The 24506-nt window shown below is 54.6% G+C and carries 21 protein-coding genes, 4 tRNA genes and 3 pseudogenes; 13 read left to right on the plus strand and 15 right to left on the minus strand.

From position 1 onward, the window contains the following. Positions 1-13: 13 nt before the first annotated feature. From tssM to EPIR_RS14485, 8 genes are all read right to left on the minus strand, one after another. Positions 14-3646, minus strand: a complete 3633-nt coding sequence (tssM, locus tag EPIR_RS14450) for a type VI secretion system membrane subunit TssM (protein ID WP_023656201.1) — start codon at positions 3644-3646, stop codon at positions 14-16. Between the two features lie 3 nt (positions 3647-3649). Continuing rightward, positions 3650-4891: a DotU family type VI secretion system protein gene (locus tag EPIR_RS14455; RefSeq protein WP_023656202.1), complete on the minus strand. Its 1242-nt coding sequence runs from the start codon at positions 4889-4891 to the stop codon at positions 3650-3652. Between the two features lie 17 nt (positions 4892-4908). Continuing rightward, a complete protein-coding gene (gene tssK / locus EPIR_RS14460; protein ID WP_023656203.1) occupies positions 4909-6252 on the minus strand; it encodes a type VI secretion system baseplate subunit TssK in 1344 nt (447 codons plus the stop codon). A 19-nt stretch (positions 6253-6271) separates the two neighbouring features. Next, on the minus strand, positions 6272-6784 hold the full coding sequence (gene tssJ / locus EPIR_RS14465) for a type VI secretion system lipoprotein TssJ (protein ID WP_023656204.1): 513 nt from the start codon (positions 6782-6784) through the stop codon (positions 6272-6274). A 24-nt stretch (positions 6785-6808) separates the two neighbouring features. After that, complete coding sequence (locus EPIR_RS14470) at positions 6809-7309, minus strand: SH3 domain-containing protein (protein WP_193387550.1); 501 nt, start codon at positions 7307-7309, stop codon at positions 6809-6811. 977 nt (positions 7310-8286) lie between these two features. After that, positions 8287-8967 carry a pyrimidine 5'-nucleotidase gene (gene yjjG, locus EPIR_RS14475; RefSeq protein WP_023656208.1) on the minus strand — a complete coding sequence of 227 codons (681 nt, stop codon included), beginning with the start codon at positions 8965-8967 and terminating at the stop codon, positions 8287-8289. A gap of 14 nt (positions 8968-8981) precedes the next feature. After that, positions 8982-9422 carry a ribosomal protein S18-alanine N-acetyltransferase gene (rimI, locus tag EPIR_RS14480; RefSeq protein WP_048697769.1) on the minus strand — a complete coding sequence of 147 codons (441 nt, stop codon included), beginning with the start codon at positions 9420-9422 and terminating at the stop codon, positions 8982-8984. Further along, positions 9385-9804 (minus strand): DNA polymerase III subunit psi, encoded by a 420-nt coding sequence (locus EPIR_RS14485; protein WP_023656210.1) that lies wholly within the window; start codon positions 9802-9804, stop codon positions 9385-9387. Before EPIR_RS14485 ends, rimI begins: the two co-directional genes overlap by 38 nt. Before the next feature lie 175 nt (positions 9805-9979). Between EPIR_RS14485 and rsmC the strand changes: the two genes are divergently transcribed. From rsmC to EPIR_RS14505, 4 genes are all read left to right on the plus strand, one after another. Then, entirely contained in the window at positions 9980-11008 is a 1029-nt protein-coding gene (gene rsmC / locus EPIR_RS14490; RefSeq protein ID WP_023656211.1) for a 16S rRNA (guanine(1207)-N(2))-methyltransferase RsmC, read from the plus strand. Positions 11009-11185: 177 nt separating this feature from the next. Further along, positions 11186-11272, plus strand: a tRNA-Leu gene (locus tag EPIR_RS14495). A gap of 33 nt (positions 11273-11305) precedes the next feature. Beyond that, positions 11306-11392, plus strand: a tRNA-Leu gene (locus EPIR_RS14500). A 30-nt stretch (positions 11393-11422) separates the two neighbouring features. Then, a tRNA-Leu gene (locus tag EPIR_RS14505) sits at positions 11423-11509 on the plus strand. 93 nt (positions 11510-11602) lie between these two features. Here the strand turns inward: EPIR_RS14505 and EPIR_RS14510 are convergent. Next, positions 11603-11839 carry a DUF1435 domain-containing protein gene (locus EPIR_RS14510; protein ID WP_023656212.1) on the minus strand — a complete coding sequence of 79 codons (237 nt, stop codon included), beginning with the start codon at positions 11837-11839 and terminating at the stop codon, positions 11603-11605. Between the two features lie 245 nt (positions 11840-12084). Between EPIR_RS14510 and EPIR_RS14515 the strand changes: the two genes are divergently transcribed. From EPIR_RS14515 to EPIR_RS14520, 3 genes are all read left to right on the plus strand, one after another. After that, positions 12085-13182 (plus strand): GGDEF domain-containing protein, encoded by a 1098-nt coding sequence (locus EPIR_RS14515; RefSeq protein WP_023656213.1) that lies wholly within the window; start codon positions 12085-12087, stop codon positions 13180-13182. A 391-nt stretch (positions 13183-13573) separates the two neighbouring features. Beyond that, complete coding sequence (locus EPIR_RS19115; RefSeq protein ID WP_072066047.1) at positions 13574-13798, plus strand: hypothetical protein; 225 nt, start codon at positions 13574-13576, stop codon at positions 13796-13798. Positions 13799-13875: 77 nt separating this feature from the next. Then, entirely contained in the window at positions 13876-14433 is a 558-nt protein-coding gene (locus EPIR_RS14520; protein ID WP_023656214.1) for a hypothetical protein, read from the plus strand. A gap of 67 nt (positions 14434-14500) precedes the next feature. Here the strand turns inward: EPIR_RS14520 and EPIR_RS14525 are convergent, their stop codons facing one another. Next, positions 14501-15706, minus strand: a complete 1206-nt coding sequence (locus EPIR_RS14525) for an MFS transporter (RefSeq protein WP_048697771.1) — start codon at positions 15704-15706, stop codon at positions 14501-14503. Positions 15707-16045: 339 nt separating this feature from the next. Here EPIR_RS14525 and EPIR_RS14530 point away from each other — a divergent pair, with 339 nt between their 5' ends. Then, the gene (locus EPIR_RS14530) at positions 16046-16420 is read left to right on the plus strand and encodes a DUF2946 domain-containing protein (RefSeq protein ID WP_338043467.1); all 375 of its coding nucleotides are present in this window, start codon (positions 16046-16048) and stop codon (positions 16418-16420) included. Positions 16421-16483: 63 nt separating this feature from the next. Next, positions 16484-17857 (plus strand): PepSY-associated TM helix domain-containing protein, encoded by a 1374-nt coding sequence (locus tag EPIR_RS14535; protein ID WP_023656217.1) that lies wholly within the window; start codon positions 16484-16486, stop codon positions 17855-17857. A gap of 53 nt (positions 17858-17910) precedes the next feature. Here the strand turns inward: EPIR_RS14535 and EPIR_RS14540 are convergent, their stop codons facing one another. From EPIR_RS14540 to EPIR_RS14555, 4 genes and pseudogenes are all read right to left on the minus strand, one after another. Continuing rightward, on the minus strand, positions 17911-18897 hold the full coding sequence (locus tag EPIR_RS14540) for a nucleoside hydrolase (RefSeq protein ID WP_023656218.1): 987 nt from the start codon (positions 18895-18897) through the stop codon (positions 17911-17913). Positions 18898-18914: 17 nt separating this feature from the next. After that, a pseudogene (locus EPIR_RS14545) lies at positions 18915-19547 on the minus strand (substrate-binding domain-containing protein); the annotation flags it as partial. A gap of 2 nt (positions 19548-19549) precedes the next feature. Then, positions 19550-20245, minus strand: a pseudogene (locus tag EPIR_RS14550) (LacI family DNA-binding transcriptional regulator); the annotation flags it as partial. A gap of 81 nt (positions 20246-20326) precedes the next feature. Beyond that, positions 20327-21721 (minus strand): MFS transporter, encoded by a 1395-nt coding sequence (locus EPIR_RS14555; protein ID WP_023656221.1) that lies wholly within the window; start codon positions 21719-21721, stop codon positions 20327-20329. Between the two features lie 567 nt (positions 21722-22288). On the opposite strand from EPIR_RS14555, the gene EPIR_RS14560 reads away from it, so the two are divergent. The 3 genes from EPIR_RS14560 (at position 22289) to EPIR_RS18780 (ending at position 23600) form a co-directional block, all read left to right on the plus strand. After that, positions 22289-22867, plus strand: coding sequence for a histidine phosphatase family protein (locus EPIR_RS14560; RefSeq protein WP_023656222.1), 579 nt, complete (start codon positions 22289-22291; stop codon positions 22865-22867). Positions 22868-23049: 182 nt separating this feature from the next. Beyond that, a tRNA-Ile gene (locus tag EPIR_RS14565) sits at positions 23050-23126 on the plus strand. Between the two features lie 315 nt (positions 23127-23441). Next, positions 23442-23600, plus strand: a complete 159-nt coding sequence (locus tag EPIR_RS18780) for a hypothetical protein (RefSeq protein WP_023656223.1) — start codon at positions 23442-23444, stop codon at positions 23598-23600. On the opposite strand, the pseudogene EPIR_RS14570 reads toward EPIR_RS18780, so the two are convergent. Beyond that, positions 23597-23865 (minus strand): annotated as a pseudogene (locus EPIR_RS14570) (Fic family protein); the annotation flags it as partial. The gene EPIR_RS18780 and the pseudogene EPIR_RS14570 sit on opposite strands and share 4 nt — an antisense overlap. A 236-nt stretch (positions 23866-24101) precedes the next feature. Here EPIR_RS14570 and EPIR_RS19120 point away from each other — a divergent pair. Next, positions 24102-24425, plus strand: coding sequence for a hypothetical protein (locus EPIR_RS19120; protein ID WP_023656226.1), 324 nt, complete (start codon positions 24102-24104; stop codon positions 24423-24425). The last annotated feature ends 81 nt before the right edge of the window (positions 24426-24506 follow it).

A 24506-nucleotide genomic window follows, 5' to 3' on the forward strand; every position in this document is an offset into this window, starting at 1 on the left:
CATTTCCTTGCGGCTACGGGCATGCGAACCCGGAAAGCTGAAACGGATTGCGGATGCTGTTCGGAGTGAATTCCAGCGTCACGCGGTGGCCGTCAACGTTAAAGGTGGCCTGACGGCTGAGGCTGCTGCTGCCCGGCGTGAGTTGCGCACGGTCAAAGAAGCGGTTCAGCGCCCAGACGCCGTTAGTCACCAGCGTCGAGGTGGTGCCATTCGCCAGCCCCAGCTGCATACGCACCTGGCTGGTGCCGCCGCTGCCGGGCCAGTTCATCAGCTGTACCGCCTGCGGCCCGTGGCTGTAACGCAGCAGCTGGCCGTCGACATCCAGCGTCAGGTTGAGAATATCGTTATCCATACGCAGCGTGCGCACCGTCACGCGAAACGACGGCGTGGTGGCACCGTTAGCAAAGAAGGCATCACGCACGCTTTGCGCCTGCTGGAAGGGGCGCAGAATGTCTTCACCGCCAATGCCTTTGCCATCAATGCCCGGCGTAAAGCGCCAGGCCGACTGCGTGGTATCCACTTTATTGGCGAGGTTATCGCGGAAGAAGCTGTCCATCAGGCCGCTGCCGGGAGCAAACATGCGCGCCAGGTCATCCGGGGTCACTTCGCTGCGCGCCGAGCGCACCAGCGGATAGCGTCCGGCAATCGCCTGGCGGCAGAAGCCGCCGACTTCACTGCTGATGCGTTTGCGTACGTTTTCCAGTTCACGGCGCTGCGCGTCACTGCTGGCACCGACCGCCAGCGTGGAGAACATGGTTTGCAGCGAACCGGGTAAACGTCCGGCGCTGGCCTGAAGGTGGCTGATGGCATCACCCGCTGGCGGCGGCATGCCGCTGTTGGCGGCATCCTGCACCGCCGTCAGATAGCGATACAGGTCATCGATCTGGCGGATAAAGTCATCAAAGGCAATCGTTTTGCCGCCCTGCTCCAGCGGCTGCGCCAGTTCGATAATCGATGCAAAATGATTGGCCACCGCCTGCTCAGGTACCTGTTCTGCCGCCGCCGCCGTGCTGTTCTGCCGTGAGCGGAACAGCGCCTGTAGGGTGCGTGTGGCGCTGCTATCGGCTTCTGCGTCTTTCTCTTTGCCCGCCTGTTTCTCATCCGTTGGCAGTTTTTCCAGCACCAGATAGCGGCTGAGGTTAATCACCAGTTTACGCAGCGGCGAGTTATTGCTGGAGAGCAGCCGTGCGCTGCTGATGCGCTGGCTGAGATCGGCGCTGTTGTTCAGCTGAATATCCTGAAGCAGGCCGTCCCACTGGCGGATATAGTCGCTGATATACAGCTGACGCACCGCTGCATCGGTTTGCTGCTGGCTCTCACCGCCAGACTGCGCACCCAGCACCCAGCGGTCGTCGTCATGCAGTGCTGCGGTGACCGGCGCGATATGCTTATCCATACTCTGCCAGTAGCCGTCTGGGGTAAACAGACCGGGAATGCCATCGGCAATGGAGCGCCCACTTTTGCGTGAGAACACCAGTTCACTCTGCGGCCCGCCGAGGGAGGCCAGCGATACCGGTTTCAGGCTTTCATCGCGTTCCAGCAGGCGCTTGAGCCGCCCCCAGACGCGCTGTGACAGCGGCATCTGGTTAATCAGCGCCTGCTCGCGCTTTACCAGCGCATCATCCCGTGCATAGGGAGAGGCCTGGATCTGATTTTCCAGCAGCTGGCTAAGATGCCATTCCAGCTGTTTCAGCTGCGCCTGCGTGACGTTCTGCGGCAGGTTGCGTTGCAGGTTGAGCATCAGCCAGGCGTGCAGGAACTTGCCGTCATAGTGCTGCGGCTGATACAGCATCTGATAGGCTTTCAGCGCTTCATAGCTGTAATCTGCATCGCTGCCGTTATCGTTGCGCAACCAGCCGGTGATCAGCTGTGCCACCTGCGGCAGCAGCAGCTGTTTCAGTGATTTCTGATACAGCGCCTGGGTGGCATCGCTGACCTCGGCCCCGCGATACAGCCCCATACGGCGGCTGATCGGCGGTGAGTTCAGGTCAAATTCGCTGCTTTCCGGCAGCTTGAGCAGGCTGTTAAGGAACGGCAGCAGCGCAAACAGATCGCCCTGCTCACTGCCCTGTAGCGCGCTGCTTTGCTGCACCACGTCCGGCACCCGCGCCTGCACCTGTTGCAGATAGCTTTTGTTATTGCCGTAGCTGGTAAACCACAGCAGTGCGCTAATCACCAGCGCGGCGGCAAGCGCGATATAGCCCGACCACAGCAGCGCCCGGTTGCGCAGCTCCCACCAGCGATTGCTGCCCGCCAGCCCGGCTTCGGCAAAAATCACTTTTTGCAGCACGTCTTTCAGGAAGAAACTTTGCCCCTTGTTACCGGGGATCGGCGCGTCTTTGCTGGTCTGGTCCCAACTGCCACTCTGACCGCTGGCCGCATCCTGCTGCGGTAGCTGTAAGGCGCGGTTAAGCTCCCCCATCACCCGGTCAAACGGCAGCCCTTCCTGCGTGCCGCTGGCAAAGTAAATGCCACGCGGTGAGAACTGGGTTTCAAAGTCAGAGCGGGCAAATACCGTGTCCAGGTATTCCGCCAGCAGCGGGCGCAGCGCGGCGAATTCCTGCGGGAACAGGAAACTCTCGGCGCGCGCCTGGCCATCACTCTCTTGCAGTAAGGTGTCCGGTAATCCGGCATCCAGCCGCTGTTGCAGCAGGGCGTACTCCTGGGTAAATGCCGCCTGTAGGTCAAAATCGCCCATCTTTGCCCGTTCCCACGGGAAGGTGAAGCCCCAGATCTGTTCGCGCTGGGCCTTGTCGAATTGGGCAAAGTAGGCGCGGAAGCCTTTCAACAGGTCGGCTTTAGTGACCAGCACATAGACCGGAAAACGAATGCCCAGCTGTTCGTGCAGTTCGGTCAGACGCTGGCGTAGCGCTACCGCCTGCTGCTGCGCGGCCTCCGCCGACTGGGTCAGCAGATCGGAGACGCTGACGGTGACAATCACGCCGTTGATCGGCTGACGACCACGGTATTTGCGCAGCAGGTTGATAAAGCCGTGCCATTCTCCGGCATCCTGCTGCTGCTGGCTCTCTTGGGTGGTATAGCGCCCGGCGGTATCCAGCAGCACCGCTTCGTTGGTAAACCACCAGTCACAGTTACGCGTGCCGCCAATACCGCGCAGCGCGGATTTGCCAAAGCGGTCGGCCAGCGGGAACTGTAGCCCGGAATTGACCAGCGCAGTGGTTTTCCCGGCTCCCGGCGCGCCGATAATCACATACCACGGCAGCTGATAAAGGTACTGACGGCTGAAGCGCTGCGCCCAGAACGGCGAGCGGCGGCCAGCGGCATGGGAAAAGTGTGCTTTTTTCAGCAGCTCGGAGGCTTCATTAAAACGCTCCGCCAGAACCCGATCTTCACTGGTCAGACGCGGATTATCACCGTCCGGCTGTTCGCCAGGGGTGGTTTTCAGGCTGCCCATCAGCTTGCGGTTCAGCCAGGCGTTATACAGGCGCGGCACCAGGTTCCCCAGCGCCCACACCAGATAGAGCAGGCCAATACTGATCTGGCGGTTGACTTCCGGCTCCAGCGGGCGCGAGTCGGCTATCGAAAATACCGGACCAATCACCCAGATAATAAACGACAGCGCGGTAATCCCCACAAAGCCCCACAGCAGGCGATGGGTTAAAACGGCAAACAGCATATTCAACATCGGTTAATTTCCTTGCGCCATGTCGTTCAGCTCGGCCCGGGTGTTTCCCGGTGACACCAGCAGCGTGATTTCTACGCGGCGGTTGCGGGCGCGGTTCTCGGCGCTGTTGTTCGGCGCGAGCGGATTGCTTTCGCCACGCCCCTCCGCTTTGACCCGCTGCGGCTGGGTGAGATGCTGCCGCAGTTGCTCGGTCACCGACTGCGCACGCGCCAGAGAAAGCTCATAGTTAGAGGCGAAGCGCGCACTGCGGATCGGCACGTTATCGCTGTAGCCCACCACCAGGATGCGGCCGCTGACGTTGTTCATGGCGGCAGCAACGCGATCCAGCACCTCGGCGTAGCGGCCACGGACTTCGGTAGAGGCAGAGGTAAACAGGCCATCGCCTTTCAGCGTCACCACGCTGCGGTCAGCCTCGTCGCGCACCGCCACCAGCCCCTGTTCGATTTCGGGCTTGAGGAAGGTTTTCAGATTCACCGCTGCCGGCGGCGGCGGGGCCGGATTGTGAATACTCACTTCCGGTAACGAGGTCTGGTAGACCGAGGCCAGCACCGGACTGGTGTAATCACCTAACCGCCAGTTGAGCAGGATATAGAGCAGGCAGGCGAGGAAGCCCACCACGGCGGTACAGGCCCACAGCGGCACCACCGGACGCCACAGTTGACGCGTCACCGGATGGTCTTCCGGATGCACCGACAGCGGCGGTGCATAGCCTCCGCGTACCGAGCGGATCATCTGCAACAGGCGCTGTCTGATGGTTTCCAGCTGGGAGCGCCCGTTATCCATCACCCGGTAGCGCCCTTCAAAGCCCAGCTGAAGGCAGAAGTTAATCAGTTCCAGCAGGGCGATTTGTTCGCGTGGCGTCTGCGAGAGACGCGCCAGCAGCTGGAAAAACTTCTCGCCACCCCAGGTTTCATTATGAAAGGTGACCAGCAGTCCATTACCAGGCCAGACGCCGCGCCCGCCCCACGGGGTGAGCGCGGCCGCTTCATCGAGTGCGGTACACAGACAGTAACGCGCGCCGATAATCACTTCCCAGGGCAACCCGGTACGCTGGCAATTCATTTCAAACTGGCGGATTTCGTCGACCAGCCGCTGACGCAGTCCGGCGGGATCGGGATGGGAGACCGAATGGCGGATCTGGGGGATCGCGTTCAGCAGCGGGTTGGCGGCGGCGACCAGAGGATTGTGGCTGTTGGCCGCGCCCATACCCGTCTGGGCGGCATCAGAATGTCTTTCCTGTTTCATTATGCTTTAGTCCCTGCTCAGACTGCGTGACTGCGGATTGCCCAGAACTCCATCTCCAGCCCCGGAAACTCACCGGCCAGGTGCAGCGCGAAAGTGCCGGACTTTTCCATCTCTTGCCACAGTTCGCTGCCCTTATCGAGCTGAAAATAGTTGTAGCCGGCGTGCCACGGAATTTGCGGTGGAGCGGCTGGCATGGCCCGCAGCATAATGCCGGGCAGCTGCAACTGAACCAGATCGCGGATTTTGGTCACCGGGGCGACCTTCATCTGCGCCGGGAAGTGAGTTTGTATCGCTTCGGCCGGGACGTTAGCGCGTACCGCCAGCACAAAGCCAAACTCGCGCACCATTGAGGACTCCGGCACCGTCGCCACGTTCAGGCCGTGAGAACGCTCGGTCAGCGGCAGCTGTAGCGCATTCTCTTCCATCACCTGCGACAGCCCCTGACGCAGCAGCAGCACAAGTTTGCTAAAGCAGCCGTCCAGATCGTCATGTTGGTAAGTCGGTAGTGAACCGTCCGGGGTACGCGACGGCATCCAGCTGGTCAATTCAGCCGCAAAGGTTAGCCAGCCGTGGAACAGCGTTTCAGGGTGGATCAGCGGCAAACTTTTCACATGGCTGATATGCCCCAGCTGCTGGTTAATCAGCGTCAGCAGCATAAAGTCGACCATATCGGCGGTGTTAAAGCGCCCCGGCTGCTGTAAACGCTGACCAATCTGCTGACTGCGCTGTGTCAGCAGGCCGTGAATATCGCCAATGTATTCCATCAGCTGCGACTGGTTAATAGCATTGAGCATCGGTGGTATATAGCCACCGTCAAGACGTAGCTGGTTGTCATTGCGCTTTTCACCGATACGCGCCACGCCGATGGCGGTCCATTCGGCGCTCAGTTCGCTTTCCAGCATCAGCCGCAGGCGTAAGCGGCCAAACTGTACCGCCGCCTGACCCACCGCCATCGCGTTAAAATCATCCACTTCGCGCTCAAAGCTGATATAGCGCGCCAGCGAATCGCCCGCTTCACTAAAGATCACCTCTTCACGCCCGCCGCGCCGCGCCGGGAGCGCCAGCACCACACGGGTCTGAGTCAGGTTATCGGGAATAAACAGCGGCGCTGGGGCATCGTCCCTGTTGCGGAAGGCAAAGGCCGTGCCGTCCGGCAGCAGGCCGCTGGCCGAGAGCAGCGCGACTTTACCCTGGCGCAGCATCGACTCATCAAATTCAATATCGTGCAGGCCCCACAGCCAGGGGCGCTGTGCCTGCCCCCAGTCACGCAGCGTGCTTTGCAGGTAGTTTTCACTCTGCTGGAAATGATGCGGGCGCAGAAACATTCCCTCTGTCCAGACTACTTTTTCTGCTTTGCTCATGATGACTCCTGTGTCCGCGCTAATCGCGGGGGTTTATCACACGGACACCGTTGATATCGGCGATGATGTCGGCGCGCAGATTATCTGCATCCCCTTGCCAGAACTGATAAAAATGGCGTTCGGTAGGCAGCGGCACCGGCAGTGAGATACGCCACTTTTTGCCATCAAGCGCCTGATATTCGGCCATAATGCCGATATAGCGCGCTTCCGGGCTGGTCTGCCCAAGCAGTTTTTTGTCAGTTTGTCCCGGCATCAGGAAAAACTGCTCGCTGTTCAACAGGTTTTGCCCCAGCACGCCCTGCGGATGGGTTTGCAGCGAGTAGAAATCGGCCGCCATAAAATCCGCATCTGACTTCAGCAGCAGCACCCGTACTTTCAGGGGAGCCGAATCATTGATCTGAGGATGAGCCTGGAAGACCAGGCTGTACCGGGCGGGGACACTGTGTGAAGACGAAACACAACCTGCCAGCAGGATAGATGCTGCCAGTAAAAACGCCTGAATAATCAGGCGAGAAATCGAAGTTTTGTGCATAGTGATGCTGCCATTAACGTGTTATCAGTCAATGATCCAGGTACCGTTGTTGTTGTTCTGGCAGGCTTTGCTGTCGCCGTTTACCGCAACGCAGGTCTTCTTCTTAGCCGGAGCGCGCACACGTTTACGCCGCTGATCGGCTTTTAACGTCTGATCGTACAGTGCGCTTTTCACGCCAGCGCGCAGCGGCACATAACCAATCAGCTGTTCCTGTCCGGCATCTGCAATGGCAAACCAGTTGTTTTCAACGGAACCCAGCACGGTAAAGGTCTGACCGTTGTCCAGATTGCGTACCAGCTTGCCGCCAAAATCCGGGCGACTCATTACCGAGGCCGCATACAGCGCACGATACTCTTCGTTAACCGGCGTAAAACTTTGCGGCGGCGTGATAGCGTGGCGATAGCTCAGCGTGACGCCGTCAACCGTGCTGGTGACTACCGTGTCATCGGTGATTTTCGGCGCTGGGGCTTTACATCCAACGACGCTCAACACAAACAGCAGGCTTAATGCGATACGAATTTTCACCATAATCCTCTTACGTTTATCAATAATGATGGGGGACGGGCAGATATACCCGCAGTACAACAGCAGAAAAAAAACACAAATCAGTGCCAGAGGAAGAGCCAGGATAATCTGAGCCGCTGCGGCTCATTTCACCCCGGCGAGCGCGATAGCCTCTGGCGGTATCAGCAGCCCGTTTCAGCCTGTCGCGAACGTCATCACTCATATCAGATTTTATCATCTATAACAGATAACGAAATGGTGTCGGCCGGGGGATAAAATGGCAGAAATGATTAATTTCCAGAGATAAAAAAGCCATAAATAAACCGCTAAAAAGTGAGGCCCAACGCAATTTTGGCGATTAATGGCGTAATATTTAGAAATATTCTAAGCGGGCATGAGTGAGTCACGTTGGCATCCACTCGTCAAAACATCACTCATTCTGCTGGCAGGGACAGAACCACCACAGGTGATTCGCGTCATATCACAATGAAAAAAAACGGTCGCCATTGAAAAGAATGATCCATAGCTACCGCATGAGATTGACATTAGTCATCCCGCTGACCAAGAAAATTCATTGTGAATTGTAAGTTTTTCGGCAATTTTACAGACAAAAAACAATAATTCAACGGCCTGCGGCTAAGGTATGTTTATTTAGAAACATTAATGTAATTGCGGGGCGAAAATTCCGGGTAAAAAGTGAATATAGATGGGATTATTCCTATATCACAAGTAAAATTCTTATCATTTGCGCGGTAGTGACCTATCAATAATTAATGTTTGTGAGACAGGAGTTTTCAAAAATTTATTGATAGCAGTGGCCTGAAAAAGTATGGAGAGACAGAAAAGAAGAGGGAATGCCGCAAATAGCTAAAAAGAGCGGCTAAAATGCAGTTTGTTAGAATAAAGTAATGGTTGTTGCTGATTATCAGCATAAGCCACCAAAATATGAAGTTAAGCTTAGCTTATGGATGCGGGCAGAGCGATAAATTGCAGGGCGCTTACACGCCCAATAAAATTTGTAGTTCGTTTAATGAGGAAACCTGCCAGTCGGGATTGATTCCCTGCGGCCTGCTGCGGCCATCGCTGTTCAGCCAGCAGGTTGCCATTCCCGCATTGATGCCGCCGAGAATATCTGAATCCGGATTATCGCCCACCATCAGTACCCGATCCCGTGGCGGGTTAGCCATCTGGTCGAGGGCATAATCAAAAATCGCCGGATGCGGTTTGGCATAACCCACCTGTTCGGAGATCACTATCAGGTCGAAATAACCTGAAAAACCGGTATGTTCAAGGCGTGCCTGCTGCAACGCGGTGAAGCCGTTAGTCATAATGCCGATTTTGACCCGGCCCTTCAGCGCGTCAAGCAGCCCCGCAGCACCGGACAGCGGAGTACAAAGTTCGGCCATTGCCGTCAGAAAGCCGCTGTTAAGCTCATGTGGCTGCACATCCAGCTTCGCGGCCCAGCCCTCAAAACGCTTGTGCTGTAACTGCAAGGCGCTGATGGCACCGTTCTGGTAGTCAACCCATAGCGGCTTGTTAATCGCCTGATAGGCGTCGTAGTCGTCACGATTGAATGCAACATCGTAGCCTTGAAACAGACGTTGTAATCCAGCAAACGCATCAAAGTGAAACAGCGTGTCGTCCGCATCGAATAAAATCCAGTCCCAGTCATTAAGCATCGGTCAGGTTCCCATTAAATAGTCAGCGCCATGATGACCGCATCTTCTTTACCGTTTGTCGTCGGGTAATAATTACGGCGAACAGAGACTTCATTAAAATTAAGCTGCTCATAAAGCGCGATAGCGGGACGATTTGACGCGCGAACCTCCAACCATAATGTCATGACGTTGCGCTGTTCAAGTTCATTAACAAGATGTTGTAACAGTTCACGCCCCAGGCCACGGCGCTGAAACGCCGGATCGACCGCAAGGTTAAATAGCGTTGCTTCATCCAACACCACCTGTGTAATGGCGAAAGCGGCCAGTACGCCGTCAACCGTTAGCCGGAAGTTGAGATAACGTTCGCCCTGGTTGCTGGCAAAGGTCTTTTCTGTCCAGGGAAAAGCATGGCTGCGCCGCTCAATGGCAAACGCGGCATCAAGATCGTTCGGGGTGAGTAAAGAAATCTGATTCATGTTGGCAAATTTGTTGCCAGAGCGACCGTTTGGCCTCGGCATTGTGATAAAGCTCCGCCAGTTCAGGCGAAGCGATTTGAGTTCCGGCTAGGTTAACCGGGGCTTCCAGCCCTAAGCGCCAGCTGTGACAGCGGGCATCATCCGGCAGCATCGCCAGCTGGTCTGGGGTTAGCACCTGTACCTGCGGTTGATGCAGATTCAGGGCGAGCAGTACGTCCGCCACCAGCGGATCGTGCAGCATGGGCGGATTATCCGCCACAATCACCAGGCGGGTTTCAGCAGGTAGCGTGACCGCGATCTCCCCCTGTAGGGCGCGCGGACGACGCAGCGTATACTGCGTTATGCCCATCTGCTGTAATAACCAGTCACGTCTGGTAGACATCGTTTTTTCCTGTCTGAGCGCCCGTTTTCGCCGCTTTGAGCCTAAATAACTGGCGTTGCAGAACGGCGGCAAACGCACTCGCGGCTTTAAGTGCGCCGGACGTATGCTAACAAAGCCGATGATTATGCGCCAACAAACAACTATAATCGCCGCTCTGATTTATAAGGAGCCATCGATGTCCGCATTTACCCCGGCCAGTGAAGTGATACTGCGCCACAGTGATGAATTTACTCAACGCCGCGTGCTGTTTGCTGGCGATTTGCAGGATGACCTGCCCGCCCAACTGGAAACCGCGCTGAGCCGGGTACACACCCAGCAATATCATCACTGGCAGATCCTCAGTCGCGTACTGGGGGAAAATGCCCATTATGGTCTCTTTGCCAGCGCAGAGACGGTAGCCGACTGTGATACCCTGGTCTATTACTGGCCAAAGAACAAGCCGGAAGCGCAGTACCAGCTGCAAAACCTGCTGGCTCTGCTGCCGACCGGCAGCGATATTTTTGTGGTTGGCGAAAATCGCAGCGGTGTGCGTAGCGCTGAACAAATGGTGGCCGATTGGGCGAAGCTGGAAAAAATCGATAGTGCCCGCCGCTGCGGTCTTTATCATGGCCGTCTCGACAGCCATCCTACCTTTGATGCCGACACATTCTGGGATGAATATCCGCTGGGTGAACTGACCGTCAAAACGTTACCCGGGGTGTTCAGTCGCGATGGCCTGGATGTCGGTAGCCAGCTGCTGCTCTCGACCCTCAGGCCGCATATGAAAGGCAAAGTGCTGGATGTCGGCTGCGGTGCCGGGGTGCTTTCCGCCATGCTGGCCAGCTTCTCACCCAAAGTTCGCCTGACATTGACCGATGTTAATGCGGCGGCGATTGCCTCCAGCAAAGCCACCCTGGCGGCCAACCAGCTGGAAGGAGAGGTGTTCGCCAGTAATGTCTACTCCGATATCAGCGGGCGTTTCGATATGATTATCTCTAACCCGCCTTTCCACGACGGCGTGCAGACCAGTCTGGATGCGGCGCAGACGCTGATCCGTGGCGCGGTAAGCCATCTGAATACCGGCGGTGAGTTACGTATTGTTGCTAACGCCTTTTTGCCATACCCGCAGGTGCTGGACGAAGCCTTCGGTAACCATGAAGTGCTGCTGCAAAACGGACGCTTTAAGGTTTATCGTGCGGTAAAAAGCCGACCGCCTAAAAAATAACCCTGCGTATCAGGGCGGATACGTTTTCCGCCCTTGCTGTTTTTCAGGTGATCCCCACCCGCCCGATGCTTTTTACAGCGTTTGCTTAAACCCCAAGAAATAACTGTTGACCTCCCGGGGAAAACCTCTAGAATGCGCCTCCGTGGTTGCGATATAACCTTGTTATGTTGCGGGTATGCGAAGGTGGCGGAATTGGTAGACGCGCTAGCTTCAGGTGTTAGTGTCCTAACGGACGTGAGGGTTCAAGTCCCTCTCTTCGCACCAAAAACCACGATATTCATATTACGCAGCATCTGCGCGAAGGTGGCGGAATTGGTAGACGCGCTAGCTTCAGGTGTTAGTGTCCTAACGGACGTGAGGGTTCAAGTCCCTCTCTTCGCACCAATGCGGTGATATGAATAAGTTCAACAGGACGCGAAGGTGGCGGAATTGGTAGACGCGCTAGCTTCAGGTGTTAGTGTCTTAACGGACGTGAGGGTTCAAGTCCCTCTCTTCGCACCATGTTGAATGCCCCTGATTCCCCCTCTTCCATCGCGCTAAGCCGCAAAAAAATCATCGTTGCCCTTGTTTTTCTCATCCCTGTGCCATTTTTAGTTATATTCCGCTGAAATTCACAGAGATTGCCGCCAATCCGCCCGCCAGAGCCATGCAGGAGGGTAACAGCAGATAGTGCCGCAGACGCTTATGAAACAGCATGATTACCGTTGCCAAAAACGCCACCACCATCAGCAATCGCCATTCGCTAAATGACAGCTCCATCAATGCCAGCAATGGCATCATTGCACAGGGCACCAGTACACCCCAGCCACTATCCAGTCTTTTGCCCAACATCAGACGTTCCCCTACACATATAAATGATAATGATTACCAATATCATATGATAATTATTCTCACTTTTCAGCAAAAATGTTGGGGCATTATCCTTACGGATGACAGTTATGTATTTAAATGATAGATTGACCACGACAATAACTCGGAAAAATCCTAAATCGATAAATTCAAGCTATTCAGCATCTAGATCAGTGGCTTAACGGTGGTAGCACTTTGATATTTCAGGACAGTCACGAGCAAACATAATGAATGTACAAAGCTACGAAGAGTTACTGGACAGCAAGCACCGGCTATCGTTGATGCTATTTCTTTTTCTCAACACCGCAACTGCTACCTTTTGTCTGCTTCGCGTCATTCGCCATGACACATTGACGGTCACCACGCCGACCATCGCCATTATCATCATCAGTGTCGTCACACTGACGTGGATGTTTTTCAAGCCTGTCGCCACCTCTCCGCTATTAAATATCGCTACGGCACTGAGCGGATTCCTCTGGGCCTGGCACATTACTATCCGCTATCAGCAGGCTGATTATCTCGAAAGCGGTTATCTTTTGGTCGCTCTGGTCAGCGTGTTCTTTATCAGCGCGATTGCACTGGGGGATTATCTGCTGCCCTTCTTGCTGCACACCGCACCGACCTCTGTCGCGGTACTGACGCTGGACAAAGGTCAGAGTACGCTGATTATCCTGTTTATTATTGTTCTGCCACTGATTGGTTTTACCCTGCATCATCTGATGATGCGCCAACGAGATAACTTCACCCGGCGCCTTGTCAGGAAGCTTTATGAAGAGAAAGAAACCTACAGTGACCTGAGTATGCTGGACCCGCTCACCGGCCTGTATAACCGACGCGGGCTGAAGAACCGGCTGGAAGATATCATCGGTAACCATACCGGCCATCACTATGTTCTGCTGCTGGATATCGACAATTTCAAATCTTATAACGACAATTACGGCCATGCATTGGGCGATAAGGCACTGATGCGCGTATCAAGGGCCATTCGCGACGCAGTGCGCTCCCGCGATATCGTTACCCGCTATGGCGGAGAAGAATTTCTGGTATTACTGACCAACGTGAACGAAGCCATTGCCGTGAAGCAGGCCGAACGAATTCGCCAGTTCGTTATGAGTCTGGAAATTCCCCACACATTCAACGAAAAGGTGGCGGCTCATGTCACCATCAGCTTGGGTGTTGCGCCGTTAATTGCCGATGATTTTGACAAGGCGCTGGCTCATGCCGATCGCGCATTATATCTGGCAAAGAGTCAAGGGCGTAATACCGTTTTTAGTCTTCATGATGCGGTAAAAAAACCCCTCAGCAAGCCTGTAGATACCCTGTAGCAATCAGCAACATTATCGTGACCTGACGCGATTCCGCCTGATATTTAGCGACTTGACTCATTGATCAATAAACGTTTCCCCATACTCAAAGAGCACTGAACATAATGTAATGGGAGCCAAACTGCTATTTGTGTTGTACGGGCTATGTTCACATGGCCTTCAGATACATACCCGACCGATGTAACGATGGTGCATGCCGTCGGTATTCAGGGTGTCTTTTATGCTGCCACATGATATGCAGCTGTTAAGCTGCTTTGTTCTGATAATCTATGCACCGTTAAAAGCTGGCCGTAGACAGTTTGCGACAACGGGGTCGGGACATGGACGGATGAATCGCCTTCACCGTTGACAAGTGTCAACACTGATAATAGAATCATATTGTCGGAGGCGAATGAAGATACATCCGAACAAGCATATTCAAGCAGCCATTGAATATGCTTTGAGTAAAGGCTGGGTTTGGGTTCCACCGGGCGATTCTGCTCACTGCTTTTGCAAGTTGCGTTGTGGCAATTCAGAAGGTGAACACCGAGATCACAAAATGAGCGTATGGTCGACGCCTAAAAGTGCTGAGAACCATGCCAAGCAAATCAGGCGCAAAGTAAACCACTGCCCTTGATTTTGCCCGGTAAGGGGGGGCGACAACGACCTCTTACCGAATAAGAGAATACTCCGAATACTCAACGAAGAGGTACTATGGCGCTTTATAACTTCACTCTGACACTCTCAGGCGTAACGTATGAGACAGAAGGACTGGAAGACGCGCTGTACGAAAGCGGCTGTGACGATGCGCTGATTTGCGCATATGGAAACTCCGTCTATGTTGAGTTCGACCGCGAAGCTGACTCTCTGGATGAGGCTATCTCATCAGCGGTTGAAAATATCGAGTCAGCCGGTATCGGCGCTATTGTTGAATCTATTGACTCTGCCCTTGTAGGTTTGAGTGACATTGCAGAAATTACGGAAATGTCACGCCAGGCGATAGCGATGCTGAAAGATGGCACTCGCGGCAGCGGCGACTTCCCTTGCCCTCTCCAGCGTATCAAAGGCCAGTCTCCACTTTGGGATTGGGCTAACGTTGCTCAATGGCTATTAAAGAATGGCCGACTGAAAGAGGGCAGCGAGCTTGTTATTAACGCTCACGTACTCAGTAAATGGAACCTTGCGTTGCGAAATAGTGCGTCAAAAGACTTTCAGGAAATCGAATCCATCGCGGCATCACTCATCGAACGACGCCGCAAAACGGTCGCATAGTTCTTTCATACATTTGGTTCATATATATCTAAGGCGAACCACCCGCAGGGTCTGGTCTCCGTGTTGCTCAAGGCTGACCCGAAATCTTGATGCCGCGCGTTTCACGGCCGACGGCGACAATCAGGCAGATAAGCACCGCCACCGCTCCCGCAACGATGGCCATCGCCAGGCCGTAGTTATTACCGTGCGCTTCCGCAATGCCGGATTGCAGAGTGGCATTCACCGAAGCAATCAGGTTGCCCAGCTGGTAGACAAAACCCGGCAGCACCGCACGCGCATTCGCTGGCACCAGTTCGCTCAGGTAGGTCGGCACCACGCCCCACGCGCCCTGCACCATAAACTGCATTAGAAATGCGCCGATACCGATGGCCCAGGAACCGCTGGAGAAGGCCCATAACGGCAAGACCGGCAGTGCCAGTATGGCGGCGATCATGATGGCTTTTTTACGGCCAATCTTCTCTGACAGCACGCCAAAGAAAACCCCGCCCAGCATCGCCGCAATGTTGTAGCAAATAGCAATGATGCTGATGATGTGCGGCTCCAGCCCGTGCTGCACTTTAAGGAAGGTCGGGTAGAGATCCTGCGTACCGTGGCTGAAAAAGTTGAAGCAGGCCATCAACAGCACCAGATAAGCACACAGCTTCCAGTGGCTTTTTATCACCGGCAACAGCGCCACGCTCTCTTTGCGTTGGCGCGCCGCCAGCCATACCGGTGATTCCGGCACTTTAAACCAGATAAACGGCAGCAGCAGGATCGGCAGTGCGCCAATGAGAAACATCCCACGCCAGCCCACCAGCGAATAGCACACCCCAAACACCACTGAAGCCAGCAGATAACCGCAGGGATAGCCCGCCTGAAAGACTCCTGACATTAATCCCCTTGAACGATCGGGAATGGTTTCCATCGCCAGCGACGAGGCCACACCCCATACGCCGCCCATCGCCACTCCATACACCACGCGGAAAAACAGGAACCATGTCAGCGTTGGTGACCAGGCGGACAGCAGCTCAAATAGGGTGAAAGTGATGATATTGACCATCAGGATCGGCCTGCGCCCATACTTTTCCGCCAGGCGGCCAAACAGCAGCGCGCCGACAGGCCGTACCGCCAGCGTCAGCATGATCGCCAGTGAGACATCGGAAATAGGGGTGCTGAAATTAGCGGCGATATCGCTAAGTACAAAAACCAGAAGAAAGAAGTCAAATGCGTCCAGCGTCCAGCTGGCAAAGCTGGCAAACGCCACATTGCGCTGGGTGGAAGTCCAGTTGGTCATTAGGCTGCGTCCTGTCTGAGTGCGGAATGAAATGTTAATGATTTGTTTATAACATGTCAGCACTGACTCACTCCCGGCGCTTATGTCAGTCTTTGCGTCAGCATGTAAATATAAGCGATATTGTGTTACCAGAAGAATCATTAGCCCGGTAACACTATTTCTGTCAGATGCATCACACTCTGGCAGACCGCTTAACCACAATAAAACCAGGTGGCACGATTACTTTGCACCTCACGCGGTAAATTCCAGTACAATCTGACAGATTATTCCTGGTACTGAAAAAGGATCTCCTCAATCCTGCACTCCGCCATTCATCGTCGTTTTGCCGCATGCTCTGCCCTGCTGGCCGTACTGCTGCTGTTTATTGCTCCGGTGATTTCAAAATCACTGGCGCAACACCATGGCGGCAGTGGCGTGATGATGCATCAGGGGATGGAGATGGAGATGACGGCGGATAATACACCGCTGGTCGAGGCAGACTTTGCCGTCAGCAGCACAAAACACGCTCCAGTGCCGATCATGGATGACAGTGCCTGTGGCTACTGCGTGCTGCTGGTGCACCTGCCCCTTGATCTGTTTCCATCGCCGCTGCTGTGGTCATCTTTGCAGGCGGCAGCCGTACCGGACGTGCCGCTGTGCCAGGCCCCGATCGCCCTTTTGACGCCACGTTTCTTTCATCCGCGCGCCCCACCCCGCTGCCATCCGATACCTTAATCCCTTTACATATTGACCTGTGGGCAGCCCACAGAACCGTGTTTATGCCTGTTAAACAGGCGGATGGAAGAACTCATGTCACAGCAACCCTCATCCCGAAGCAGCCTGCTGTTGCTGCTTCGTCGTCTGCATTTTTACATCGGGCTGTTTATCGCCCCGTTTATCTTCATTGCCGCACTCACCGGCACCCTGTATGTCGTTACGCCTCAGTTAGAAAATGCGCTTTATCACCGGCAGCTTTTTACCTCGTCAACCGGCATTGACCAGCCGCTTTCCGCGCAGGTGGCGCGTGCCAGCGAATTTATCGGTAGCAACATGAAGATTGCCGCCGTGCGCCCCGCGCCTCATCAGGGCGACACCACCCGCGTAATGTTTTTCCGTGAGGATCTTGGCCCCTCGGAAACTCGCGCCGTGTTTATCGATCCCAAAACCCTTGAGGTACGCGGAGAGCTAACGGCTTACGGCACCAGCGGCATATTACCCTTTCGAACCTGGCTGGATTACCTGCACCGCAATTTGCTGCTGGGCGATGTGGGCCGCCATTACAGTGAGCTGGCAGCCAGCTGGCTGTGGGTTGCCGCACTGGGTGGTGCGTTGCTGTGGGCGAGCAGCCGCAGAGTGCGCCGGACAGCGTCAGATGAGCAGCGCCTGGGCCGATTTCGTCATTGGCACACGACTCTTGGGCTTCTGCTATTGCTCGGACTCCTGTTTTTCTCTGCAACCGGGCTGACCTGGTCACGCTGGGCCGGAGATAACATCTCACTGATGCGCAGCCATTTTGGCTGGATGACGCCGGGGGTGAATACCTCATTGCAACCTGCACCGGCGATGGTGATGGACGAGCACGCAGAGCACCACGGGCATAGCAGCATGATGCACGATGGTGCGGCGGTTACCCTCAATCCGCTCGAGTTCGATAGCGTATTGCGCGCAGCGCGTGGTGCTGGCATTGATGCGGCGAAGCTGGAGATGCGGCCGTCTTACCGTGCAGATAAAGCCTGGACGGTGAGCGAGACGGACCGCAGCTGGCCGACTCAGGTGGATAGCGTGGCGGTGAACCCACGCAATAATACGATTGTTGATAAGGTGGAGTTTGCTCAGTACGGCCTGCTGGCTAAGCTGACACGCTGGGGCGTCGATGCACATATGGGCGTGCTGTTTGGTGTCGCTAACCAGCTGGTGTTGGCGCTGTTTGGCCTGGGACTGTGCCTAATGATTGCCATCGGTTATCGCATGTGGTGGCTGCGACGCCCGCAGAGAGGGCGGATTTCTCCACTGGATACGCTGCTGGGCTGCTGGCAGCAGTTAGCGCCAGGCTCCCGCCTGCTGCTGCTGATATTGACGGTATTGGTCGCGGTGAGTTTACCCTTAATGGGCGTCAGTCTGCTGGTTCTGCTGGTTATCGATCGCTGGCGCTGGCAGCGGTCGATAAAGTGATCTGCAGTGCGGGCCGGAGATCACCGGCCCGCTCTCATGGTAACGGGGATGACCTACCGCAACGGCAGGGCCAGATTGTGCTCCAGCATGGCCAGCAGCAAGGCGTTGTCCACCGTTTTAAGCACCTGCACCAGGCCGCCCTCCGGCTGGCCGATGCCGACATCAAGCCGCAGCGGTTGACGAAAACGCCATGATTTACCGCGCGTCATGCCTTCGCGCAGCTCCACATTGACAAAGTAGTCTGCCGCAGTCGCGACCTGCTGATTCAGTAACCAGGCGACGACCAACGCATCATGTATCCAGCAACCCGCCAGACGCCGGGTTTGCATGGAATAATCGATCCACGGGCGCAGCGTCTCGGTAACGAAACGCGCCAGCGGCGTATCTATTTGCTCAATGCGGTCGAGATCCTGATGAGTCATCAGCGTTTGGCTGGTGACATCCATCGGTACCAGAGTGATATTCGCGCCGCTGGTCAGTACCTTGTGTGCTGCCTCAGGGTCGATACCAAAATTGGTGTCTTTGATAAAGTCATCCAGCGCAAATACACCGCCCATAATGGCAATTTCCTGCACCGCATCGGCCATGTGCGGGTAACGTTCCAGCGCCAGGGCAACGTTAGTCAATGGGCCAATTGCCACTAAGGTTATCTCACCCGGATGGGCGCAAATAAGCTGCCCTATAGCATCGGCAGCGTCCTCTGGCGGTGGTGCCCAGGGTTGCGGCTGGCGCACTCCCTGCCACAAATGTGCCAGCTGATGACTGTGCACACGCAAATCCAGCGCGGCCCGCCACGGGGCGCTCGGTTCATTCAATGCGGTATCCGCACCTTTGACTACCGGCACCGACAGCCCTAAGCGCTCGATCAGATCTTTTGCTACGCTGTAGCCGATCTCGCTTTGGGTATTCCCCGCCACGGTGGTGATCAGCTCCAGCGAGATCTGCGGCGCGGACAGCGCCAGCGCGATAGCCAGTCCGTCGTCAACGTTGGCTCCCGCAATACCATTCCCCGGATCGCAATCAATAATTAAACGTTTCATCTGTCTTTATCTTTTTATTATCGGGCCAGCTTGCAACCGCAAGACTCGCCAATTTCAAGTTGATGTGAAAACTCACGCAGCATGATTTCTCTTTTGCCGTTCACCAGCATTTTGATGGCGGCCTTTGCCATCTCACGCACCGGCTGACGTACGGTAGTCAGTGATGGCTGGTGATAAGCAGATTGTTCGGTTCCGTTGAAGCACACCAACGCTATCTGTTCCGGAACCCGCACACCGTGCTCATACAACGCACGCGTACAGCCGATGGCCTGCGCTTCGTTGGTGGCAAACAGCGCACGCGGAAGCGTGCCGCTCTCAAGCATGCGTTTTGCCGCCTGGTAGCCTCCCTCCCGGGTGTAAGGCGTGGAAAACACCCATTCCGCACGCTCATGGACGCCATATTCAGCCAGCGCTTCGCGCCACCCATGCAGCCTGTCCTGTGAATTGAGCCTTTCCAGCGGACCGCAGATGATACCGACCTCCTGATAGCCGTGGCTTAACAGATGGGACGTCACCTGACGCGCGGCTTCACGTTCATCTACGCGCAAGACATTGACCTGCAAAGCCGGATCAACCCGATCGAGCATCACGAACGGCGTACCGCTGGCTTGTAAAATATCAATATAAGGATGGCGGTCGACGCTGATATAGGGTAGCCTCCCTCCCGGGTGTAAGGCGTGGAAAACACCCATTCCGCACGCTCATGGACGCCATATTCAGCCAGCGCTTCGCGCCACCCATGCAGCCTGTCCTGTGAATTGAGCCTTTCCAGCGGACCGCAGATGATACCGACCTCCTGATAGCCGTGGCTTAACAGATGGGACGTCACCTGACGCGCGGCTTCACGTTCATCTACGCGCAAGACATTGACCTGCAAAGCCGGATCAACCCGATCGAGCATCACGAACGGCGTACCGCTGGCTTGTAAAATATCAATATAAGGATGGCGGTCGACGCTGATATAGATCAGCCCGTTAATCTGCTGGCTCAAAAGATTATTGATCAGTTGCAGCTCGCGTTGACGGTCGTCGCCAGCATCACCTAACAACATAGCCATATCGTTGGCCAGCGCTTCCTGTTGCAGTTCATGGGCAAGGGAAGCAATAAACGCATTAGCGATGTTTGGCACCACCAGTCCGTATGTTTTGGTGGTTCCCGAAGCTAGCGCACGCGCTACGTTGTTTGGGCGGTAGCCGGTTTTCTTAATGGCAGCCAGTACCCTTTCGCGCGTTGCCGGAGCGACCGGGCGTGGGCCGTTATTCACTACGTAACTGACCACCGCCACCGATGTTCCCGCTTCCTTCGCCACATCAGCTCGGGTGGCGTGCTGCTTAATCTGTTTCGCCAATACTGATCTCCCTTAAATATCAAAACAATAAAGGCCAGAGAAAGTCTCTGGCCCCAATATCCCTGGCGTGTTAATCCGAGGTTATATTGCATCTTCCTCGGCGTTAAGATCGCGCCCGCGCGTTTCCGGCGCCACGAAAGTGGTCAGGAAACCTATCGCCGCCATCACCGCGAAATAGGTGGCAATCGGCCACCAGTGTCCGGTCCACGAGAGAAGCGCTGCTGCCACCATCGGTGCCGTGCCGCCGGAAAGAATCGATCCCAGCTCTTTGGCGGTGGCCATTTTCGTATAGCGATGCTGCACGCCGAACATCTCTACGCCCCACGCCGCCTGCACACCAAAAATCCCCAAAGACGCCAGCCCCATCCCCGTCACGATAGTGGCGATAACAATGGCAGGTTCACGCGAATCGAGCAGCATAAAGGCAGGGAAAGCATAGATGATCAGCAGCAGACAGAACCAGCGGTAGGTAATGCGACGACCGAAACGGTCCGAAAGCCAGCCGGCCAGCGGGATGATCAGGAATCCCAGCAGGGAGGCAATCATGACCGCACTGGTTGCGACCGACTTGTCCACCGCCAATATTTTGACCACGTAGCCGACAATAAACCCCTGAGCGAGATAAGACGGGCCATTCTCTCCAATACGCAGACCAACCATCGTCAGAAAAGCCCGGCTGCGACGCCAAAAACCACGCGTGTCCTGTACCGGAGGCAGGGCAATCCGCGCCCGTGCACGCTGCGCTTCCAGTTCGGCTTTTTTGCGTTCGAATACCGGGGTTTCCTTCAGGTTACGGCGGATCCACAACGCAACCAGCGCAATCAGGGAGCTACACAGGAATGGAATACGCCATCCCCATTCCAACAGGGACTGCTGATCCATCTGCACCACCGCCAGCCACACCAGAGAAGCCAACAGCGTGCCGCTGTTAGAGCCCAGGGCAATGATCGAGGAAACAAGGCCACGTCGCTGTGTCGGAGCATATTCACCCAGTGTCACCGTCCCTCCGGAGAGTTCCGCTCCGGCACCAAAGCCTTGAGTGAAACGCAACAGGACTAAACAGGCGGGTGCCCACAGGCCAATGGAAGCGTAGCTGGGGATAAGACCGATAAGGGTGGTTGAGGCGCCCATCAGGATAATGGTAGAGACCATCACCACTTTGCGCCCCTTGCGATCGCCTAGCCAGCCAAAGAACAAAGCGCCGATCGGCCGGGCAACAAAACCTACTGAAAAGGTAGCAAAAGTGGAAAGCAGTGCCATAGCAGGTGTCGAGGCGGGGAAGAAGACATCGCCAAAAATAATACCGGCGGCCAGCCCATATAGCGCAAAATCGGCATATTCCATCGCGGTGCCAAGCCAGCATGAGAAGGTGGCACGCCAGAAATCTTTACGTCCTTCGCGAGTTTTTAGATGTTCATCCGCCGCAGAATCGGCTGGTGCTGCACTATCCTGAGCAGCATATTGAGGTGTAGACATGAGAAATTCCCTGAGATAAGGAGCACTGTTGGGCACCTTCCCTGGCACACACTCCTCCGCAGAGGAAAACTCACCAGTGACGATGCGCTGTTAAAAAGCTATGACTAAGGATCGTTATAAAGTTCCCTGGTGTTGGAACGCTATATTTGCTTCACGCCGACGGTCTAAAATGACCAGCCGCAAAAGTAACGTAAAGCAAATTTGATCTTGTGGTAGCTGACAACTATCAAGCACCGTGAATTTTCACTACAGGCTTATTGTATCTACGCGTGTAGATAAATCAAGGTACCTTACCAATTAAAGAAGCACTTTTTTGAAATGAAAATCAAAAAAATAAATAAAAACCAGTTAAAACAGAATATTATATCGAATGCAAAAATGAAAATATTTCTTCCATCCGAAAATTAGGCGGATAAACAAAGAAAATTCTTACATGTTGCATCCTTGCATTGCCAATATAACATCGCGTTATGACAAAATGATGACAGAGTGAAGAATGGCAGGCTTATTGGCGCGCATAGCCGCCGCTAAGATAAAAAATAAACCTCAATAATCAGGCGGATAAATATGAGCATCACATTAATGCGCCACGGAAAACCCCATCAACCGCCGTCCGGTCGCCGCTCTGCACAGGCAATGATGCAATGGTGCGATGCCTACGATCTGGCTGAAATTTGCGATCGGCCTCCGGACAGGAGTCTGCGCCTTGCAGGAGAGGCGGATATTATCGTTACCAGTCCGCTGCCGCGTGCACGCTCTTCCCTCGACAAGCTCGGCAAGACGGCAAACATGATTGACGGGCTTTACAGCGAGGTGGCGCTTCCGGCGATACCACTGGCATTTCCCACTCTGCCACCGTTTATATGGCTGCCGCTGCTGCGCGTCATGTGGCTGTTGGGCTACAGCGGAAAGGTGGAATCTTACGCGCAGGCTAAACAGCGCGCGGTACAGGCGGCAGAGCAGCTGACCCAGCTGGCAGAGCACGGCAATGTCTTGCTGATGGGGCATGGCATTATGAATAAACTGATTTCCCGCCAGCTAAGAAAGCTGGGCTGGCGGGGCGAAAAACATGCCAGCAGCCGTTACTGGAGCAGTGCTGTCTACCGCCAAATTCATTCGAGTGGAAGGCAGGCAGACAAAGGTTAATCCGTCGCATTTAATCATCCAGAGCATTGTCCCGGACGCTGAAGGTAGGTGTGAATGGGGACTTGCCAGATAAAGTTTAAGATTCAACTGCTTCCCTGCCAGGTGGCTTTGCCTGAAAATGCATCAAACAGATGTTAAATGCTGGATCGTACCGCGCAGTTACATTATAATTCCGCGCCTCAGGCCCCTTAGCTCAGTTGGTTAGAGCACGCGACTCATAATCGCTTGGTCGCTGGTTCAAGTCCAGCAGGGGCCACCAGAATTTACCTGTTAAATCAGGGCATTAAGCCACTCTTAACCGAGTGGCTTTTTTGTTTCTATCGATCGGTGTCGCAAGGAGTTTAGAGTCTACTTCTTCATAAGATGTCTTGTGGGTTTTGCGTGGGTCAGAAAATCTTCATTAAAATTGATCTGCCTGTCATGGACTGAACGGTAAGCGTCCATTTTTTTGCTATCGAGCTAACTGGACTGACCCCACAGCCGTAGGCATTCACCGGGCTATCTCAATTGATAGCAGCCTTGCGGGCTCTCCTTATCCACACTAAAATCAGTGCAACAAAACGAGGTTATCAACATGACAAAAAAAACAGCACATACTCAGATTACCAGAACTCAAATCTACCGCGCCGTTGCTAGCTCAACCGCGATAGAAACCGGTGTTTCTGTGCAGAAAATTGAGCAGCAACTCAAGCAAAATCAGGCACAGGCGAAAGCCGTCGGCCTCGCCCGCTAATCTGGCAAGATGTCGCTCACCAGTTGCATCATAGGGCTGTAGTTCCCTGATACACCTGCCTGTATTGCCTTGAAGTAAAACGTCTTGTGTTCATCCCATAAGCTGTAATCCAGCAAGCCTTTTCCTGCAAGAACCGACAATACATCACAAAGCAGCCGCGACAGGCGCCCGTTACCTTCTCTGAACGGGTGGATCAAAATAAACTCCACATGGCATTCAGCCAGATAACTTACAGCTCCGGACGAGCCAGCCATTGGCGATGGCCGAAGAGACGGTGAAAATGGTACGCGTGCCGTCGTTAATTTCGACAACGCGCACGCCATGATGATAGTCAGACATCTGATGCACGCCATTAAGTGGGTGAGCTCAGATTGCCCGCTGGGGCGGAGCGGTGCATTCGGCTACGGTTTTGTTTGAGGATGAGCGTGCAACTATCAGGCAATGATCGTTTTACCATCCTGTGGCACTATAAACATTCATCATGAATGAGAGGGAACGAGAATGATTTCAGGAACGGCAGAAAAGCTAGATCCGGGTCGTTATTACACCTTTGAATCAAGATTACCTGAAGGGGTATTTTTTGAGATCCGGCCCCGTAATTTACCAAGAAATGCCAAACCAGTGACGGATGAAACCAGCGGCATGTGTATTGGTTATACGGTAGCTCAGGCACCGGGCTTATGGCAGGTTCATGATATTGAAGGGCATTTTGTCCGTCTTGAAGAGGCTCCGCTTGAATCACCACTGATTGATCCTACTGATATTGCACTGATTGCCTTTGGTGTTTTCCGTATCCTTCGCACGGGCCGTGTATTATTTGAATAAGGTACGCGGGCAGCTATCTCCGCTAAGTTAGGTCAGGGCACAATTTCATTTCTGCGCGGCAGGCTTAAGATTGGTCTTCAT

Source organism: Erwinia piriflorinigrans CFBP 5888, from assembly GCF_001050515.1.
In the GTDB taxonomy this organism is placed as follows: Bacteria; Pseudomonadota; Gammaproteobacteria; order Enterobacterales; family Enterobacteriaceae; genus Erwinia; species Erwinia piriflorinigrans.

Bases quoted from the DNA above. Each gene is read 5' to 3' on its own strand.
- tssM (WP_023656201.1), bottom strand. From the start codon at position 3,646: ATGTTGAATATGCTGTTTGCCGTTTTAACCCATCGCCTGCTGTGGGGC.
- EPIR_RS14455 (WP_023656202.1), bottom strand. From the start codon at position 4,891: ATGAAACAGGAAAGACATTCTGATGCCGCCCAGACGGGTATGGGCGCG.
- tssK (WP_023656203.1), bottom strand. From the start codon at position 6,252: ATGAGCAAAGCAGAAAAAGTAGTCTGGACAGAGGGAATGTTTCTGCGC.
- tssJ (WP_023656204.1), bottom strand. From the start codon at position 6,784: ATGCACAAAACTTCGATTTCTCGCCTGATTATTCAGGCGTTTTTACTG.
- yjjG (WP_023656208.1), bottom strand. From the start codon at position 8,967: ATGCTTAATGACTGGGACTGGATTTTATTCGATGCGGACGACACGCTG.
- rimI (WP_048697769.1), bottom strand. From the start codon at position 9,422: ATGAATCAGATTTCTTTACTCACCCCGAACGATCTTGATGCCGCGTTT.
- EPIR_RS14485 (WP_023656210.1), bottom strand. From the start codon at position 9,804: ATGTCTACCAGACGTGACTGGTTATTACAGCAGATGGGCATAACGCAG.
- rsmC (WP_023656211.1), top strand. From the start codon at position 9,980: ATGTCCGCATTTACCCCGGCCAGTGAAGTGATACTGCGCCACAGTGAT.
- EPIR_RS14510 (WP_023656212.1), bottom strand. From the start codon at position 11,839: ATGTTGGGCAAAAGACTGGATAGTGGCTGGGGTGTACTGGTGCCCTGT.
- EPIR_RS14515 (WP_023656213.1), top strand. From the start codon at position 12,085: ATGAATGTACAAAGCTACGAAGAGTTACTGGACAGCAAGCACCGGCTA.
- EPIR_RS19115 (WP_072066047.1), top strand. From the start codon at position 13,574: ATGAAGATACATCCGAACAAGCATATTCAAGCAGCCATTGAATATGCT.
- EPIR_RS14520 (WP_023656214.1), top strand. From the start codon at position 13,876: ATGGCGCTTTATAACTTCACTCTGACACTCTCAGGCGTAACGTATGAG.
- EPIR_RS14525 (WP_048697771.1), bottom strand. From the start codon at position 15,706: ATGACCAACTGGACTTCCACCCAGCGCAATGTGGCGTTTGCCAGCTTT.
- EPIR_RS14535 (WP_023656217.1), top strand. From the start codon at position 16,484: ATGGAAGAACTCATGTCACAGCAACCCTCATCCCGAAGCAGCCTGCTG.
- EPIR_RS14540 (WP_023656218.1), bottom strand. From the start codon at position 18,897: ATGAAACGTTTAATTATTGATTGCGATCCGGGGAATGGTATTGCGGGA.
- EPIR_RS14555 (WP_023656221.1), bottom strand. From the start codon at position 21,721: ATGTCTACACCTCAATATGCTGCTCAGGATAGTGCAGCACCAGCCGAT.
- EPIR_RS14560 (WP_023656222.1), top strand. From the start codon at position 22,289: ATGAGCATCACATTAATGCGCCACGGAAAACCCCATCAACCGCCGTCC.
- EPIR_RS18780 (WP_023656223.1), top strand. From the start codon at position 23,442: ATGACAAAAAAAACAGCACATACTCAGATTACCAGAACTCAAATCTAC.
- EPIR_RS19120 (WP_023656226.1), top strand. From the start codon at position 24,102: ATGATTTCAGGAACGGCAGAAAAGCTAGATCCGGGTCGTTATTACACC.